The sequence below is a fragment of the Cognatishimia sp. F0-27 genome, from assembly GCF_020667845.1.
In the GTDB taxonomy this organism is placed as follows: domain Bacteria; phylum Pseudomonadota; class Alphaproteobacteria; order Rhodobacterales; family Rhodobacteraceae; genus JAFMPQ01.
On record NZ_JAFMPQ010000001.1, the window covers coordinates 12,690 to 27,985 of the forward strand.

General features: G+C 66.1%; 14 protein-coding genes. 11 read left to right on the forward strand and 3 right to left on the reverse strand.

The features are described from left to right. The first annotated feature begins 236 nt into the window (after positions 1-236). The 7 genes from J1C49_RS00085 to J1C49_RS00115 all read left to right on the forward strand — a co-directional run bounded on the left by J1C49_RS00085 (position 237) and on the right by J1C49_RS00115 (position 8,024). Positions 237-1,043: a division plane positioning ATPase MipZ gene (locus tag J1C49_RS00085; RefSeq protein WP_227443702.1), complete on the forward strand. Its 807-nt coding sequence runs from the start codon at positions 237-239 to the stop codon at positions 1,041-1,043. Beyond that, complete coding sequence (locus tag J1C49_RS00090; protein ID WP_227443703.1) at positions 1,040-1,237, forward strand: hypothetical protein; 198 nt, start codon at positions 1,040-1,042, stop codon at positions 1,235-1,237. The genes J1C49_RS00085 and J1C49_RS00090 overlap by 4 nt, the downstream gene beginning before the upstream one ends. 163 nt (positions 1,238-1,400) lie before the next feature. Further along, complete coding sequence (locus tag J1C49_RS00095) at positions 1,401-2,195, forward strand: HpcH/HpaI aldolase/citrate lyase family protein (protein WP_227443704.1); 795 nt, start codon at positions 1,401-1,403, stop codon at positions 2,193-2,195. A 211-nt stretch (positions 2,196-2,406) separates the two neighbouring features. Continuing rightward, positions 2,407-2,808 carry a hypothetical protein gene (locus J1C49_RS00100; protein ID WP_227443705.1) on the forward strand — a complete coding sequence of 134 codons (402 nt, stop codon included), beginning with the start codon at positions 2,407-2,409 and terminating at the stop codon, positions 2,806-2,808. 278 nt (positions 2,809-3,086) lie between these two features. Continuing rightward, a complete protein-coding gene (smc, locus tag J1C49_RS00105) occupies positions 3,087-6,542 on the forward strand; it encodes a chromosome segregation protein SMC (RefSeq protein ID WP_227443706.1) in 3,456 nt (1,151 codons plus the stop codon). 197 nt (positions 6,543-6,739) lie between these two features. Continuing rightward, entirely contained in the window at positions 6,740-7,111 is a 372-nt protein-coding gene (locus tag J1C49_RS00110; RefSeq protein ID WP_227443707.1) for a hypothetical protein, read from the forward strand. Between the two features lie 40 nt (positions 7,112-7,151). After that, complete coding sequence (locus tag J1C49_RS00115) at positions 7,152-8,024, forward strand: DMT family transporter (RefSeq protein WP_227443708.1); 873 nt, start codon at positions 7,152-7,154, stop codon at positions 8,022-8,024. A gap of 46 nt (positions 8,025-8,070) precedes the next feature. Here the strand turns inward: J1C49_RS00115 and J1C49_RS00120 are convergent, their stop codons facing one another. Further along, complete coding sequence (locus J1C49_RS00120; protein WP_227443709.1) at positions 8,071-8,532, reverse strand: NUDIX hydrolase; 462 nt, start codon at positions 8,530-8,532, stop codon at positions 8,071-8,073. Between the two features lie 55 nt (positions 8,533-8,587). On the opposite strand from J1C49_RS00120, the gene J1C49_RS00125 reads away from it, so the two are divergent. Both J1C49_RS00125 and J1C49_RS00130 read left to right on the forward strand, forming a co-directional pair. Beyond that, positions 8,588-9,430, forward strand: coding sequence for a triacylglycerol lipase (locus J1C49_RS00125; RefSeq protein WP_227443945.1), 843 nt, complete (start codon positions 8,588-8,590; stop codon positions 9,428-9,430). Beyond that, positions 9,423-10,565 carry an alpha-D-ribose 1-methylphosphonate 5-triphosphate diphosphatase gene (locus J1C49_RS00130; protein ID WP_227443710.1) on the forward strand — a complete coding sequence of 381 codons (1,143 nt, stop codon included), beginning with the start codon at positions 9,423-9,425 and terminating at the stop codon, positions 10,563-10,565. The genes J1C49_RS00125 and J1C49_RS00130 overlap by 8 nt, the downstream gene beginning before the upstream one ends. 117 nt (positions 10,566-10,682) lie before the next feature. Here the strand turns inward: J1C49_RS00130 and polA are convergent, their stop codons facing one another. Then, positions 10,683-13,484: a DNA polymerase I gene (gene polA / locus J1C49_RS00135; protein ID WP_227443711.1), complete on the reverse strand. Its 2,802-nt coding sequence runs from the start codon at positions 13,482-13,484 to the stop codon at positions 10,683-10,685. A gap of 144 nt (positions 13,485-13,628) precedes the next feature. Between polA and J1C49_RS00140 the strand changes: the two genes are divergently transcribed. Further along, a complete protein-coding gene (locus J1C49_RS00140; protein WP_227443712.1) occupies positions 13,629-14,030 on the forward strand; it encodes a hypothetical protein in 402 nt (133 codons plus the stop codon). A gap of 71 nt (positions 14,031-14,101) precedes the next feature. On the opposite strand, the gene J1C49_RS00145 is transcribed toward J1C49_RS00140, so the two are convergent. Next, positions 14,102-14,281, reverse strand: coding sequence for a zinc-finger domain-containing protein (locus J1C49_RS00145; protein WP_227443713.1), 180 nt, complete (start codon positions 14,279-14,281; stop codon positions 14,102-14,104). A 71-nt stretch (positions 14,282-14,352) separates the two neighbouring features. Here J1C49_RS00145 and J1C49_RS00150 point away from each other — a divergent pair, with 71 nt between their 5' ends. Continuing rightward, positions 14,353-15,270 carry an ABC transporter ATP-binding protein gene (locus J1C49_RS00150; RefSeq protein ID WP_227443714.1) on the forward strand — a complete coding sequence of 306 codons (918 nt, stop codon included), beginning with the start codon at positions 14,353-14,355 and terminating at the stop codon, positions 15,268-15,270. Positions 15,271-15,296 lie beyond the last annotated feature (26 nt).

Genomic DNA, 15,296 nt, shown 5'->3' on the forward strand with positions numbered 1-15,296 from the left:
TCCCCGGGATATTTGACGCCCAAAGAAGCGGGCGACCGGCACGAGCCCCTCCGCCGGTCCACACAGTCCGGCGCGCGCCAAGGGTTGTGGCCGGGCGTGCGGCGGGACCCTGCATGGAAGATCTGATGCTATCGGGCGTTTCAGGGTGCGGGCTCTCTTGACGCGTCGCGGCAGATGCGGTGTAGGGACAGCACACCCGGGCAAAGACCGGGGAGATCAGGCAGGGGACAAGGGGCATGGCGCATATCATCGTGGTCGGCAACGAGAAGGGCGGCGCGGGCAAGAGCACCGTCTCTATCCACGTGGCAACAGCCCTGGCACGGATGGGGCATCGGGTGGGCGTGCTTGACCTCGACCTGCGCCAGAAAAGCCTTGGCCGCTATCTCGATAACCGACGGCGGTTTCTCGAAAGCTCGGGCCTCGTTCTGCCGGGGCCGGTTTACGCGGAACTGCCGGAGCCGGATGAGAGCTTGCAGCCGGGGGAAAACGCGTTTGACCATCGGCTGTCGCGCGCGGTTGCCTCGTTGGAGCCTGCGTCGGACTTCATCCTGATCGATTGTCCCGGATCGCACACGCGGCTCAGCCAGGTCGCGCATTCGCTTGCCGATACGCTGATCACACCGCTCAATGACAGTTTCATCGATTTCGACCTTCTGGCGCGGATCGACAATGACGGCGAAAAGATCCTCGGCCCGTCGGTCTATTCCGAGATGGTCTGGTCGGCGCGGCAGTTGCGCGCGCAGGCGGGACTTCAGCCGATCGACTGGGTGGTGTTGCGCAACCGGTTGGGTGCGCAGCAGATGGTGAACAAGATGAAGATGGAAAAGGCGCTCACGCGGCTGGCCAAGCGGATCGGCTTTCGCATTGCACCGGGGTTCTCGGAGCGCGTGGTGTTCCGGGAGTTGTTTCCGCGCGGGCTGACGCTGCTCGATCTGCGGGATGTGGGCGTGAAGCAACTGAACATTTCCAACATCGCCGCGCGTCAGGAGATGCGGGACCTGATCAAGGCGCTGAAACTGCCCGGAGTCGAGGTGACGTTTTGAGCGAGCAGGACCCTGCCAAGCGCAAGGAGCTCTGGTTCAAGCTGGTGTTCAGCCTGTTTGGCCTTGCCTTGATGTGTGTGGCGATCTTTGCGCGCGGCATCCCGAACGCGCCGGCTCTGGTTGAGGTTGTCGGCGTGGCCGGGCTCTTTTTCGGCGGCTCGGCGGTGTATTGCGCGCTCAAGCTGTTCCGCTGAACGCCATACGCCGTGTCAGGCGCGGCGCTGCGTCTGTCATCGCTCCGCCGGTTGAGCGGGCTGCGCCAAGCCCCGGTCGGGTCCGGCCCGCGGTTTTTGGGATTCCGTCGACGCGCCCGGGGCATTACGGTCGGGATTGGCGAAATCACAGGAGGCCGTGGCCATGCCCGCACCCATCAATCCTTTCAAGGCCCGGTTGCACAGCGGCGCACGCAGCGTCGGTCTCTGGATGGGTCTGTGCGATCCCTATGCCGCGGAGCTTGTGGCGCGATCCGGGTTTGACTGGCTTCTGATCGACGGGGAGCACGCACCGAACGATCTGGCGCGGATCACACGGCAATTGGCGGTGATTGCGCCGCATTGCGCACCGATCGTCCGCCTGCCCATGGCGGAGCCATGGTTCATCAAGCAGGTGCTGGACGCGGGCGCGCAGAGCCTTCTCATTCCAATGGTCAACAGCGCGGAGGACGCACGGGCGGCCGTCGCTGCGATGCGCTATCCGCCCGAGGGGATCCGTGGCTTCGGCCATGCGCTCGGGCGGGCGTCCTGTTGGGGCACGGAGCCCGATTACGGCATCACAGCCAATGCGCAGATGTGTCTGATCGTGCAGATCGAAAGCCGCCGGGCGCTGGAAAATCTCGATGAGATCCTTGCGGTGGAGGGGGTCGATGCCGCGTTTATCGGGCCAGCGGATCTGGCCTGTGACATGGGGTTCATCGAGGATCTCGACGCGCCGGAGATGCGCGCGGTTGTCAAACGCACATTGGCGCGGATTGCCGAGGCGGGCAAACCGGCGGGGATCATCGGGTTCAACGATGAGGCCATCGCGGCGCATTTTGAAAATGGGGCGCAATTCGTGGCTGCGGGGGCGGACGTGATCCTTCTGGCGCAGATGCTCCGGGATGTGTCGCGGCGGTGGAAGACGCGGATCGGGCACGCGAGCCCTGATCGCGGCTAAGCCGACAAAGGATTGCCCCCGGCCATGTCGGATTGTCTTGCGGTGACGACCATGTCCGCACCGGGTGTGACCCGTGGAGCGCCTGCGGCAGGTCTTGCATGCGCGCGGGGGGGGGGAAGGCCGGGCGGTGTGCGGAGGCGGGCGCAGAAGAAGTCCGTTGGCTGGCCGGCGTTAATCCTTCGCTAACCATACATGGTGCAATCTGCGTGCCATGATCCGATGGGCGTTCCTTTCAATCGTGGTGCTGGCGGGCTGTGACACGGCCGGGCCGGGGTTTCGCAGCGCGGAACCCGTGACGCGAGTCGTCGAGGGCAGCCGCTTCACGCTGCGCTTTCGTGGCGACCTGGTCGAGGCGATCCGCACATCGCCCGAAATGCTGCCTCGGTTCGAAGACGTCGCGCGCAAGGCGGGGCTGGCGGCGCAGGCGGAGCGCCCGGGTTGCGTGACCGACTGGGTGGAGGGCGACCCGGCGGTGGTGCTGCTCGGTTTGTCCTGCAACGGTGGCAAAGCGCCGAAACGCCCCAAGCGCAAGGCGCTGCTGCTCTGCGATCTCTATGATCTGAGCACACGCGACTCCGTCGGGCGCGGCAGCGCGGAGTGCGAAAAACTCTGACCACGCGTCACGCGGCGCGGGATGGCCCTCCGCGGACCAGACCGTCGATGCGCCGGGGCTTTGGATCCCGTTGGCGCGGGCGCGTGGCGGCGCCGTGCCGCGCACTGCGATGGTTGCAGGCCCCGCATGAAGGGGTGCGGACACCACCCGCCCTATCCGGAAACGCCATATCTTGTGGATAAACAGGCGTAGCGCCGCCACATCCTGCGTCGGTGCCTTGACAGAATCGCGATCTGCCCCGCACTCTGGGCGCCTGATCTGATCCGAAAGGGCCTCTCTTGCGTTTCACCCGACTCCGGCTGACCGGCTTCAAGAGCTTCGTCGATCCGACCGATCTTGTGATTTCGGACGGGTTGACCGGCGTTGTCGGGCCCAACGGTTGCGGGAAGTCGAACCTTCTCGAAGCGCTGCGTTGGGTGATGGGTGAAAACCGACCGACCGCGATGCGCGGCGGGGGCATGGAAGACGTGATCTTTGCCGGGGCGTCCACGCGCCCGGCGCGGAACTTCGCCGAGGTTTCCCTGCATATCGACAATTCCGAGCGGCTGGCGCCTGCGGGGTTCAACGACAGCGACGGGCTCGATATCGTCAGGCGGATCACGCGGGATGTGGGCTCCGCCTACAAGGTCAATTCCAAGGATACGCGCGCCCGCGACATCCAGATGCTCTTTGCCGATGCGGCCACGGGGGCGCACTCCCCCGCACTGGTGCGTCAGGGGCAGATCTCCGAATTGATCAACGCCAAGCCCAAGAACCGGCGGCGCGTGCTTGAGGATGCGGCGGGGATCGGCGGGCTTTACCAGCGGCGCCATGAGGCGGAACTCAAGCTCAAGGCGACGGAGACCAATCTGGCGCGGGTCGACGACGTGGTCGAACAGCTCGCCACACAATTGGCGCAGCTGGCCCGTCAGGCCAAGCAAGCCTCGCGCTACCGCGCCATTGCGGCCGAGCTGCGCCGGTCCGAGGGCTTGTTGCTCTACCGCCGCTGGCGCGAGGCCGACGATATGCGGGCCGCCGCCGAAGAGGCCTTGCGCGCCCGCCTGACGGACGCGGCGCGGGCGGAGGCTGTTGCGCGAGAGGCCGAGGCCGCGCGTCTCAGCGCGGAAGAGGCCCTGCCCGCCCTCCGCGAAGAGGAAGCGGTTGCGGCGGCGATCCTCCAGCGGCTCGCGGTGCAGCGCGACACGCTGAGCGAACAGGAAAGCCGCGCGGCCAGGCAGATCGAGACCCTGAGCGGCCGCATTGCCCAGATGACGCGGGATATGGAGCGCGAAGCCACGCTCAACCGCGACGCCGGCGACAGCATTGCCACGTTGGAATGGGAGGCCGGGGAACTGGCCCGTGCCTCGGAAGGACAGGACGAGCGGATCGCCGACGCGGCCGAGGCCGCCCGGGAGGCGGGCGAGGTCTTGCAGGCGCGTGAGGCGGACCTGGCCCAGCATACGGAAGATGTGGCGCGGCTGGCGGCACGGCACCAATCCGCGCAACGCCTGCGCGCCGATCACGCCAAGACCGCCGAACGGGCGGCGGCAGAAGCCGAGAAGGCCCGCGCCGCCGTCACCGAGGCGCGCCAGACCGTGATCCGCGCCACCGAAGCCGCCACGCAGGCGGCGGCGGATGAAACCGCGGCGCAAGCCATGGCGGAACGCGCGGAAACGCTTCTTGCGGATGCAGAGCGCGCACGGGCAGAGACGCAATCCCGCGAGGCGGATGCCCGGGCCGAGCGCTCCGCGGCGGAAGGGGAGATGAATGCGCTTTCAGCCGAAGTGACGGCGCTGGCGCGGCTGCTGGATCGGGACACGGCAGAAGGCGGGCAGATCCTCGACCGGCTTCAGGTGGAGCAAGGGTTCGAGAAGGCGCTCGGCGCCGCGCTGGCAGACGACCTGCGGGCGCCGGAAGTGGCCGGAGACGGGCCGACCGGCTGGTGTGTGTTGCCCGCCTATGACACCACCCAGCCGCTCCCCGACGGGGTGACGGCGCTCACGCAGCATGTGTCGGTTCCCGATGTGCTGGAACGGCGGATGGGGCAGATCGGCCTGGTGGACGCCGAAGACGGTCCCGGTTTGCAGGCAATGCTGCGCCCCGGCCAAAGGCTTGTCTCGCTTGAAGGGGATCTCTGGCGCTGGGACGGCTATCGCGCATGGGCGGAAGATCAGCCCTCTGCCGCGGCGCTCCGTCTGGAACAGCTCAACAGGCTCGAAGCGCTGAAGCAGGAAATGGCGGCGGCGAGCGCGCGACTCGACGGCACCCGCGCGGCGCATGAGGCGCTGGTGGCGCGCATGACGGAGCTGACACAGGCCGATCAGGCGGCCCGCAGCGCGCGGCGCGAAGCCGATCAGAAGCTCACGCAGGCGTCACGCGCGTTGAGCCGGGCCGAAGCGGATCGCGCCATGGCCGATGGCAAGCTGGAAAGCGCAACGCTGGCCGTGACCCGGTTCGATGACGAGGCCACGGCGGCCCGGGCGCAACTCAAGGAAGCGGAGCGCGCGCTCGAAGGGCTCGACGATCTGGAAACCGCCCGGGCGTGGGCAGAAGACGTCAAGATGACGGTCGAAGCCGCGCGGATGACGATGATGGCCCGCCGCTCCGCCCATGACGAGCTGCGGCGCGAGGCCACCGCCCGCACGGCGCGGGCACAGACCGTGACAAAGGAGCTGTCGGGCTGGCGCCATCGGCTCGAGACGGCGGAGAACCATGCCCGCGAGCTGGCCGCCCGCAAGGCGGCAGCAGAGACAGAACTTCAGGAAGCCAACGGCGTGCCGGCGCGGCTTGCCGCAGAGCGCGAGGCGCTGGCCGGCTCAATCGCCAAGGCCGAGGCCCGCAAGGCCGAGGCAAGCGATGCGCTGTCCCGCGGCGAAGCCGCTCTGCGCGAGGCCACCCGCGCCGAGCGCGATGCCATGCAGGCCGCCGGCGAAGCCCGCGAGGCCCGCGCCGCCGCAGAGGCTCGCCGGGATGCCGCGCTGGAAACCGTGGCCGCCGCGGCAGAGCGCATCGCGGAAGATCAGGACAGCACGCCCGAGGCGCTTTTGGCGGCACTGGATGCAGATCCAGACGCCATGCCCTCCGCGGACCAGATCGAAGCCGACGTGGCGCGGCTCAAGCGGCAGCGCGACGCGCTTGGCGCGGTCAACCTGCGCGCCGAGGAAGACGCCAAGGAGGTGCAGGAGGAGCATGACACGCTGGTCTCGGAGAAACGCGATCTCGAAGAGGCCGTGCGCACGCTCCGCGGCGGAATCGCCTCGCTGAACCGCGAGGGGCGGGAAAGGCTGCTGACTGCGTTTGAACAGGTGAATGCCAATTTCTCGGCGCTGTTCACGCATCTGTTTGGCGGCGGCGAGGCCAATCTTGTCATGGTTGAAAGCGACGATCCGCTCGAAGCCGGGCTGGAGATCATGTGCCAGCCGCCGGGCAAGAAGCTCTCCACGCTCTCGCTGCTGTCGGGCGGGGAGCAGACGCTGACCGCGCTGGCGCTGATCTTTGGCGTGTTCCTCGCCAACCCGGCGCCGATCTGTGTGCTGGACGAGGTCGACGCGCCGCTCGACGATGCCAACGTGACGCGCTTTTGCGACATGCTCGACGAGATGTGCCGCCGCACCGACACGCGGTTCCTGATCATCACGCACCACGCGGTGACTATGTCGCGGATGGATCGCCTGTTCGGCGTCACAATGCAGGAGCAGGGCGTCAGCCAGCTTGTTTCCGTCGATCTCAAGCGCGCGGAAACGCTCGTCGCCTGAGACCACCCGGTGCGCGGCGCGGTCCGGGTCTGCACGCGGCACAGGCCAAGACCTTCCCAACGGCACACGCGCCGGTCGCCAAGATGTCATCGCCGGCGCGGTCGGATCTCTGCTAGGTTTGTGACAAGCCGCTGTCACGCCGCCGCGGCACCCGGATGTGCAGGCCCTCCCCCTGCCCCCAAGCGAAAGGTCACCGCATGCACCCGCCCCGTTTCCCGTTTGGCCGACCGGCGCTCCTGTTGCTTGTATTGGCGCCGTTTGCTGCGCTGGCTGAGCCTTTCGCGCTGCGCGACGGTGATGTGGCGCTGCCAGACCCAGCGGCGCGTTTTGCGGGCCAGAGCATCACCTTTTTCGACAATGGCGTGTCGGCCTTTTACGAAGACGGACGCTATACCTACACCTATGCCAATGACGGCGGAACCGCTTATGGCTATTGGCGGATCAGCGAAACCGGCGCGGTCTGCATCGACTATGTCAACGGTTTTGCGCGCTGCGATCTTTATGTCGAGAATGCCGGGCGGCTGATCCTGCTGGATGAAAAGGGCGACCGGTATCCTGTCCGACCTTGATCCACTGGCATCCGGCGCGCGGGACGCGTAAGCCCGTTACATGCGTGTCTTTCTTCTCACGGCCCTGACCATGGTGGCGTTTGCGTCAAACTCCCTGCTCAACCGGGCGGCGCTGGCCGGGCCGCATATCGATGCCATCAGCTTTGGCACGATCCGTCTGATCGCGGGCGCCGTGGCGCTTGGTATCCTGATGGTGGCGATGCGCGGGGCGCTGCGGCTTGGCGGTGCGGGGCGCATCGGCGGCGTGGTTGGGCTGATGCTCTATCTCTATGCCTTTTCCGTCGCTTACGTGACTCTGGATGCGGGACTTGGCGCGCTGATCCTGTTTGGCACGGTGCAGATCACCATGTTCGCAGGCAGCCTGATGGGCGGGGAACGCCCGCCGCTCCTGCGCTGGCTTGGTGCGGCCCTCGCCTTTTCGGGGCTTGCGTGGCTGCTCTGGCCCGGCCCCGATGCGCAGACAAGCGTGCTCCATGCTGGCGCCATGGTTGTCGCGGGGATCGGCTGGGGCATCTATTCGCTCGCCGGGCGCAAGGCCTCCGATCCGCTGATGGCGACGGCGGCAAATTTCATCCTGTGTGCGCCTCTGGGCGTGCTTGTGGGGCTTGCGATGCCTGTCCAGATCGACCCGATCCCGATGACCGGATGGGGGATCGCGCTTGCCGTGGTCTGCGGGGCGGTGACCTCCGGTCTTGGCTATGCGCTCTGGTATCGGGTCTTGCCGGATCTGCCGGGCACCGTGGCCGCGGTGGCGCAGCTGACCGTGCCGATCATCGCAATGGCGGGCGGGATGCTCTTTCTGGGCGAAGCGCTGACCGTCGATTTCGCGATTGCGGCGGTGGTGGTTCTGGGCGGGGTCGGACTGTCCCTGATCAGAGGCCAAGGCAAGGCGGGATCGACGCGCAAACCGTGATACGCAGGCCAGTCCCGCGCTCAGGACGACGGTGGCGCAATGCGCGCTAGCGCACCAGTCGCTCCAGCGGATCGTAGCCGATCCCCTCCCCCCACGCGACCTGCGGCAGCGTGGTCGGCTTCACCCGCATGCCGGCAAGGGCCTCTTGCGAAAAGAACCCCCGTTTGGTGACAACCTTCTCCGGGTCGCTCCAGTCGGGATCGAGCGTGCCTTGCGCGACGGCACAGCGAAAGAAGATCTCGATCTGGTGAAAGGCGCGGTCCGGATCATGGAACTCGTTGACCAGACAGGGCGGGCCGACCGTCACGCGCAGGCCGGTTTCCTCCCAGACCTCCCGCGCGAGGTTCTCCGGCAGCGATGCGCCAAGCTCCACCCCACCACCGGGCGCGCACCACAAATCGCTCTGATCTCCGGGCCACGCGTTTACCAGAAGCAGCCTGTCATCGTGCAGAATGACCGCGCGCACAGCAACCCGCGGGCGTGGCGCGGGTTTGAGGAATGACGTCATGGCAGGGCTCTCCTTTGCCCTTTTCTAGCCTTGCGCGCGGCGCTATGCCATGGGGATGCGGCTGATCCTGTCCATCTTGCTTTTGTGTCTGTTCCTGCCCGCCTGCGGGTTGGCGCAGCGCGCGCCGGAGGCGTCAGAAGCCGATCGCGGGGAATGCGTGGTGCTGCTGCACGGTCTGGCGCGGACAGAATACTCTTTTGCGGTGATGGGCGAGTTCCTGCGCGCACGGGGCTACACGGTTGTGGTGCCGAACTATCCGTCCACATCTTTCCGGGTGCAGACCCTTGCCGAGGAGGTGCTGCCCGCGGCGGTGGCGCAATGTGGCACGATGCCGGTGCATTTCGTCACCCATTCCATGGGCGGCATCCTGTTGCGCTTCTGGCTGCGCGAGAACCGGCCCATCGAGCTGCGCAGCGTCGTGATGCTCGCACCGCCCAACCAGGGCAGTGAGCTGGTCGACGAGCTCGGGGGCTGGGAGATCTTCGAATGGATCAACGGACCGGCGGGACAGCAGCTTGGCACCGGGCCGGAGGATATTCCGGCGCTTCTGCCGGTGGTGGATTTCCCGCTTGGCGTGATCGCGGGAACGCAATCGCTCAATCCCGCCTTCTCGGCGATCATCCCCGGCGTCGACGACGGCAAGGTTTCGGTCGAGGCAACCCGCGTGGCGGGCATGTCGGCTCATATCACCATGCCGGTCACGCACACGTTTATCATGCAATCGCCCCCCGTGATGGCACAGGTTGCGCATTATCTCGAAACCGGGCGCTTTGAGCGTGACCTCGACTGGATGTCCTATTTCAGCGCGCGGCAAGTGACCTGCATGCTTGGTCTGTGCCTTGATCCGGACGAGCGTGGCGCGGGAGAGATCGAGGACCCGGAGGGTTTGGATGAGTGACCTGACGCTGACCGGCGCGCGGGTGATGGGAGCGGATGGCTGGCTGCGGGAACCGGTGCATATCCGGGGTGAGAGTCTTGGCACGGAACCAGCGGCGCGGGTGATCGATCTGAGCGGGTTCGACATCCTGCCGGGGATCGTCGATCCGCATGGCGACGGGTTCGAGCGCCACATGGCCCCGCGCCGCGGCGCGCTGCGCGAACGGGCCGCTGGCATGCGGGCCTGCGCTGCGGAGCTGGCGGCGAACGGGATCACCACGGCGGTGCTGGCGCAGTTCTGGTCCTGGGAAGGCGGGATGCGGGGGCCGGATTTTGCCTGTGAGGTGTTCGAGGCCGTGCGGGACGCCGCGCCCGATCTGGCCGTGGACCTGCGGCTGCAATTGCGTCTGGAGACGCATTACACAGACCGGTTCGAAGCGGCGCTCGACGCGGTGGCGCGGTTTGACATCGGGTACGTGGTGCTCAACGACCATCTGCCGCATGACAGGCTTGCGGCCGGGCGCACCCCGAAACGGCTGACCGGGCAGGCGTTGAAATCCGGACGAAATCCGGCGGATCATCTCGCGCTGATGATGAATCTGCACGCGCGTCGCGACGCCGTGCCGGCCGCGCTCGAAGCGCTTTGTGCGCGCTTGCGCGCGCGCGGCGTCATCCTTGGCACGCATGACGACCACACCGAAGCGCAGCGGAAGGCGGGTCGTGCGCTGGGCGCAACGGTGGCCGAGTTTCCGGAAACCGCCGAGGCGGCGCGTGCGGCACGAGACGCCGGCGAGCCCGTGGTGCTTGGCGCACCCAATGTCGTGCGCGGCGCAAGCCATGCGGGCAATGCCGCCGCCAATGACCTGATTGCGGCGGGGCTCTGCACTGCGCTGGCCTCCGACTATCACTATCCCGCGCCCGCCCGTGCCGCCTACCGGCTGGCAGAGCTTGGGATTGCGCCGCTGCACGCCGCGTGGAAGCTGATCTCCGATGGTCCCGCCGCGTTGCTTGGGCTGGCCGATCGCGGCGCGGTGGCGCCCGGTTTGCGAGCCGATCTGGTCATCATCGAACGCGATACGCCGCGCATCCTTGGAACGATCTCGGCGGGCCGCATCGCCTATCTCACCCACCCACTATCGGCGCGCTTTATCGCCTGAGCCCGCAGGGGCAGCGGCGTTGGACCCCGCCCACACCGCAGCTTTGCCCAGACCCTCGCGACCCGCAAGGCCAACGGCCCGAGGCCTGCGCCGCAGCCACGGGCGCCCCGGCGCGCCTTAATGCGCGGCGGCCCAGTTGGGCCCCTGCCCCGCATCCACGACCAAGGGCACATCGAGCTTCACCACCGGCTCTGCCGCGCCTTCCATGACGGTTTTTGCAACGCCGATCAGGTCGTTCACCGCGCCCTCCTCGACCTCGAACAGCAATTCGTCATGCACCTGAAGCAGCATCTTGACCGGCAGATCGGCAATCGCGTCGGGCATCCGCACCATGGCGCGGCGGATGATATCGGCGGCGGTGCCCTGAATGGGCGCGTTGATCGCGGCGCGCTTGGCAAAGCCCGCGCGCGGCCCCTTGGCGGCAATCTCCGGCGTGTGGATGACCCGGCCAAACAGCGTCTCGACGCGTTTGTGTTCCTTTGCAAAGGCCACCGTGTCGTCCATATAGGCGCGAATGCCGGGGAAGCGCTCGAAATACCGGTCGATGAAGCCCTGTGCCTCGGCGCGCGGAATACGCAGGTTGCGCGCCAGACCGAAGCCGGAAATGCCGTAGATCACGCCGAAATTGATCGCCTTGGCCTGACGGCGCACATCGGGCGTCATCTCGTCGAGCGGGACGTTGAACATCTCCGACGCGGTGAGCGCGTGGATATCCTGCCCTTCGCGGAAGGCTTCTTTCAGCTCTTCGATCCCGGCCATATGCGCAAGGATGCGCAGCTCGATCTGGGAATAGTCGAGCGAGACCAGAACCTTGCCCGCGTCGGCAACAAAAGCCTCGCGGATGCGGCGGCCTTCCTCGGAGCGAACAGGGATGTTTTGCAGGTTCGGATCGTTTGACGCCAGCCGCCCCGTATTGGCCCCGGCGATGGAATAGGAGGTGTGGACGCGGCCCGTATCGGGGTTGATATGCTCCTGAAGCGCATCGGTATAGGTGGATTTCAGCTTCGAAAGCTGGCGCCAGTCGAGCACGCGGCGCGGCAGGTCGTGTTCCGTGGCGAGGTCTTCGAGAATATCGGCGCCGGTGGAATATTTGCCGTTCTTGCCACGCTTGCCGCCTTCGAGCCCCATCTTGTCGAACAGGATCTCGCCAAGCTGCGCCGGGGAGCCGACGTTGAAGCTTTCTCCCGCAAGCGCATGGATCTCCTCTTCGAGCTGCGCCATCTTTTGGGCGAAGGCGCCGGACATGCGCGACAGCGCATCGCGATCGACCCTGATGCCGTTGCGCTCCATCTGTGCGAGCACCGGCACAAGCGGGCGCTCCAGGCCTTCATAGACACGGGTAACCCGGTTGCGATGCAGCTGCGGCTTGAACATCTGCGCCAAACGCAGCGTGATATCGGCGTCTTCGGCGGCGTAGCGCACGGCCTTGTCGAGCGGGACCTGATCGAAGGTGATCTGGCTTTTGCCCGTGCCGATCAGGTCCTTGATCGGAATTGGCGTGTGACCGAGGTAGCGCTCCGAGAGCGTGTCCATCCCATGCCCATGCTGGCCCGCATGCATCGCGTAGGACATCAGCATCGTGTCGTCGATCGGCGCGATGTCGATGCCGTAGCGCGCCAGCACCTTGGCGTCGTATTTCATGTTCTGGCCGATTTTCATCACCGCCGGGTCTTCGAGCAATGGCTTGAGCGCGGCCAGCGCAGCCTCCATGTCGATCTGGCCATCGAGCAGAGCCGCACCGCCGAAAAGGTCTTCCGCCCCGGCCTCCCGATGTGCCAGCGGAATGTAACAGGCCTCCCCGGCCTCGACCGCGAGCGACACGCCGACCAGATCGCAGGTCATCTCGTTGAGACCGGTCGTCTCTGTGTCCACGGCCACCCAGCCGCGCTCGCGGGCCTTGGCGATCCACGCCTCAAGCTGCGCTTTGTCGGTGACGGATGTGTAGTCGCTCTCCTCGAAAGCCGGGGCCTCCGGCACATCAGCCGCTGCCGCCTCGGCGACAACGTCCGGGATCACCGGCGCGTCGGTGCCCAGTGCCTCCGCGACACGGCGGCTCAGCGAGCGGAACTCCATCTCGGCAAGGAAGGCCAGCAGGGCGTCGGGTTCCGGGTCACGCAGTTCGAGATCGTCGAGCCCGAAATCGAGCGCCACCGATTCGTCCAGTTGCACCAGCCGTTTCGACAGCTCGATCTGTTCGCGTTTCTCGATCAAGGTCTGGCGACGCTTGGGCTGCTTGATCTCTTCGGCGCGGTCCAGAAGCTCTTCGAGCGAGCCGAACTCGTTGATCAGAAGCGCCGCCGTCTTGATGCCGATCCCCGGCGCGCCCGGCACGTTGTCAACCGAATCACCCGCAAGCGCCTGCACATCCACGACGCGCTCCGGGCCGACGCCGAATTTCTCCTCGACGCCTTCGCGGTCGATGCGGCGGTTCTTCATCGCGTCGAACATCTCGACCCCGTCGCCCACAAGCTGCATCAGGTCCTTGTCGGAACTCACAATGGTCACGCGGCCACCGGCCTCACGCGCTTGCACCGCCAGAGTCGCGATGATGTCGTCGGCTTCGAAGCCCTCAAGCTCCTTGCAGGCGATGTTGAACGCCTCAGTCGCGCGCCGTGTCAGCGGGATCTGCGGGCGCAGGTCTTCGGGCATCTCGTCGCGATTTGCCTTGTAGAGATCATACATCTCGTTGCGGAACGTATGGCTGCCCTTGTCGAAAATCACCGCGATATGGGTCGGCGCGTCGGCCCCGTGATCCTTGACGATGTATTGCTGGAGCATGTTGCAAAAGCCCTGCACCGCGCCAACGGGCAACCCGTCGGATTTGCGTGTCAGCGGCGGCAGCGCATGGAACGCCCGGAAGATAAACGCCGATCCGTCGATCAGGTGCAGGTGGCACCCTTTTCCGAAATTATCCGCCATGATAGCCACCTCCGCAAAAGCCTGAGTTGGAGGTGTCCCATGAAATGCGCGATTGTTCCAGTTCTGCTCTGCGCCTTTTCGGCCTCCCATAGGGCACAGGCTGATACCCTGCCCCCAATCGGCGCCACGCAGCCGGCCCCAGCCATGCCCGAGTGCGTTCTGATCCCCGGAAGTCAACAAAGCTGTGCACGGGTGCTGGCCTGCATCGGCGTGCAGGGGCTCTATTTCGACGGCGGCGCCTACGGTTGGGACAGCGGGGTCGTGCTCGGCTTACGCAGTGACGGCGTGCCCTGCGCAGGAGAGTGGACAAGCGGCGGTCTGTTCGGATCCGGCAATGCGCGGTTGGAATGCGAGGATGGGCTGACCGTGGGCGCGATCTACTATAGCCAGGATCCGCAGTCCGGCACCGCCATCGGACGTGGCACCGACAGCATGGGGCGCGGAATCATCGCGTGGTCGGGCGAAAACGTGCTGAAATACCTCACAGCGGAAGGCGCACCCAGTGCCGCGCTGCCCTGCGGACCGACACCGATCCCGATCGGCTGATGCGAGGCGCCGGTTTGGCCGGGACAAGACGAGTCCCGGCACGGATCAATGTCCGGGCGGGGCTGACTGTATCAGACCTTGCCCTCGAAATCCTTGTGGACGTATTTCGCGTCGCAATACGGGCATTCGACCCAGCCCTCGTCAGCCGGGATTTTCAGCCACACGCGCGGATGGCCAAGCGCACCCTCACCGCCATCACAGGCAATCCGGTTGCTGTCGACAATCTTGGTCTCTGGGGGCTCGATGGACATTGCATTCCCTTTTGTCCGCCAATGCACTACGTCGCTTATGATCGAAGCCTGAGGCGGGAGCAAGAGAGCGCATGAGCACTGCGGCAATCGAGATCACCGGGTTGAAGAAAACCTATGATGGCGGCAAGGAGGCTCTCAAGGGCGTTGACCTGACAGTCCCTGCCGGGTCGGTCTTCGGTCTGCTCGGGCCGAACGGGGCCGGCAAATCGACGATGATCAACATTCTTGCGGGGTTGGTGGTGAAAACCGCTGGCGGCGTGTCCATCTGGGGATGGGATCAGGATCGCAATCCCCGGCAATCCCGCGCTGCCATCGGCGTGATGCCCCAGGAGCTCAACCTCGATCCGTTTTTCACCCCGCGTGGCGCGCTCGAAGTTCAGGCCGGCCTCTACGGCGTTCCCAAGGCGCAGCGCCGCTCGGACGCGATTCTCGACATGGTCGGGCTTTCCGACAAGGCCGAGGCCTACGCCCGCACGCTGAGTGGCGGGATGCGGCGCCGGCTGCTGCTGGCCAAGGCACTGGTACACAATCCGCAGGTGCTGGTGCTGGACGAACCAACCGCCGGGGTCGATATCGAACTTCGGCAGATGCTGTGGGAGAATGTGCGAAAACTCAATCGCGAACGCGGCATGACGATCATCCTAACCACCCATTACCTCGAAGAAGCCGAGGAGATGTGCGACGAGATCGCCATCATCAACCACGGAGAGCTCGTGGCGCGCGACAGCACCGCCAACCTGCTCACACAGCTCGATGCGAAAACCATGGTCATCGAGCCGGAAAACGATGCGGCGCTGCCGCCGGACAACGAGGCCATCACCGTGGAGCGGCGTCCCGACGGCACCATCGCCTTCAACTACCGCGCCCGCGAAACCTCCGCCGAGGCGGTGCTGGAGCATGTGCGGGCCTCAGGCCTGCGCATCCACGATGTGCGCACCGAACAAGCCGACCTGCAGGACGTATTCCTGTCGCTGACACGCAGCCGCTGAGCCAAAGGCCCTTGTGCCACCGCTTT

Coding starts and splice junctions, on each gene's coding strand:
- J1C49_RS00085 (WP_227443702.1), top strand. CDS start 237: ATGGCGCATATCATCGTGGTCGGCAACGAGAAGGGCGGCGCGGGCAAG.
- J1C49_RS00095 (WP_227443704.1), top strand. CDS start 1,401: ATGCCCGCACCCATCAATCCTTTCAAGGCCCGGTTGCACAGCGGCGCA.
- J1C49_RS00100 (WP_227443705.1), top strand. CDS start 2,407: ATGATCCGATGGGCGTTCCTTTCAATCGTGGTGCTGGCGGGCTGTGAC.
- J1C49_RS00110 (WP_227443707.1), top strand. CDS start 6,740: ATGCACCCGCCCCGTTTCCCGTTTGGCCGACCGGCGCTCCTGTTGCTT.
- J1C49_RS00115 (WP_227443708.1), top strand. CDS start 7,152: ATGCGTGTCTTTCTTCTCACGGCCCTGACCATGGTGGCGTTTGCGTCA.
- J1C49_RS00120 (WP_227443709.1), bottom strand. CDS start 8,532: ATGACGTCATTCCTCAAACCCGCGCCACGCCCGCGGGTTGCTGTGCGC.
- J1C49_RS00125 (WP_227443945.1), top strand. CDS start 8,588: ATGCGGCTGATCCTGTCCATCTTGCTTTTGTGTCTGTTCCTGCCCGCC.
- J1C49_RS00130 (WP_227443710.1), top strand. CDS start 9,423: ATGAGTGACCTGACGCTGACCGGCGCGCGGGTGATGGGAGCGGATGGC.
- polA (WP_227443711.1), bottom strand. CDS start 13,484: ATGGCGGATAATTTCGGAAAAGGGTGCCACCTGCACCTGATCGACGGA.
- J1C49_RS00140 (WP_227443712.1), top strand. CDS start 13,629: ATGCCCGAGTGCGTTCTGATCCCCGGAAGTCAACAAAGCTGTGCACGG.
- J1C49_RS00145 (WP_227443713.1), bottom strand. CDS start 14,281: ATGTCCATCGAGCCCCCAGAGACCAAGATTGTCGACAGCAACCGGATT.
- J1C49_RS00150 (WP_227443714.1), top strand. CDS start 14,353: ATGAGCACTGCGGCAATCGAGATCACCGGGTTGAAGAAAACCTATGAT.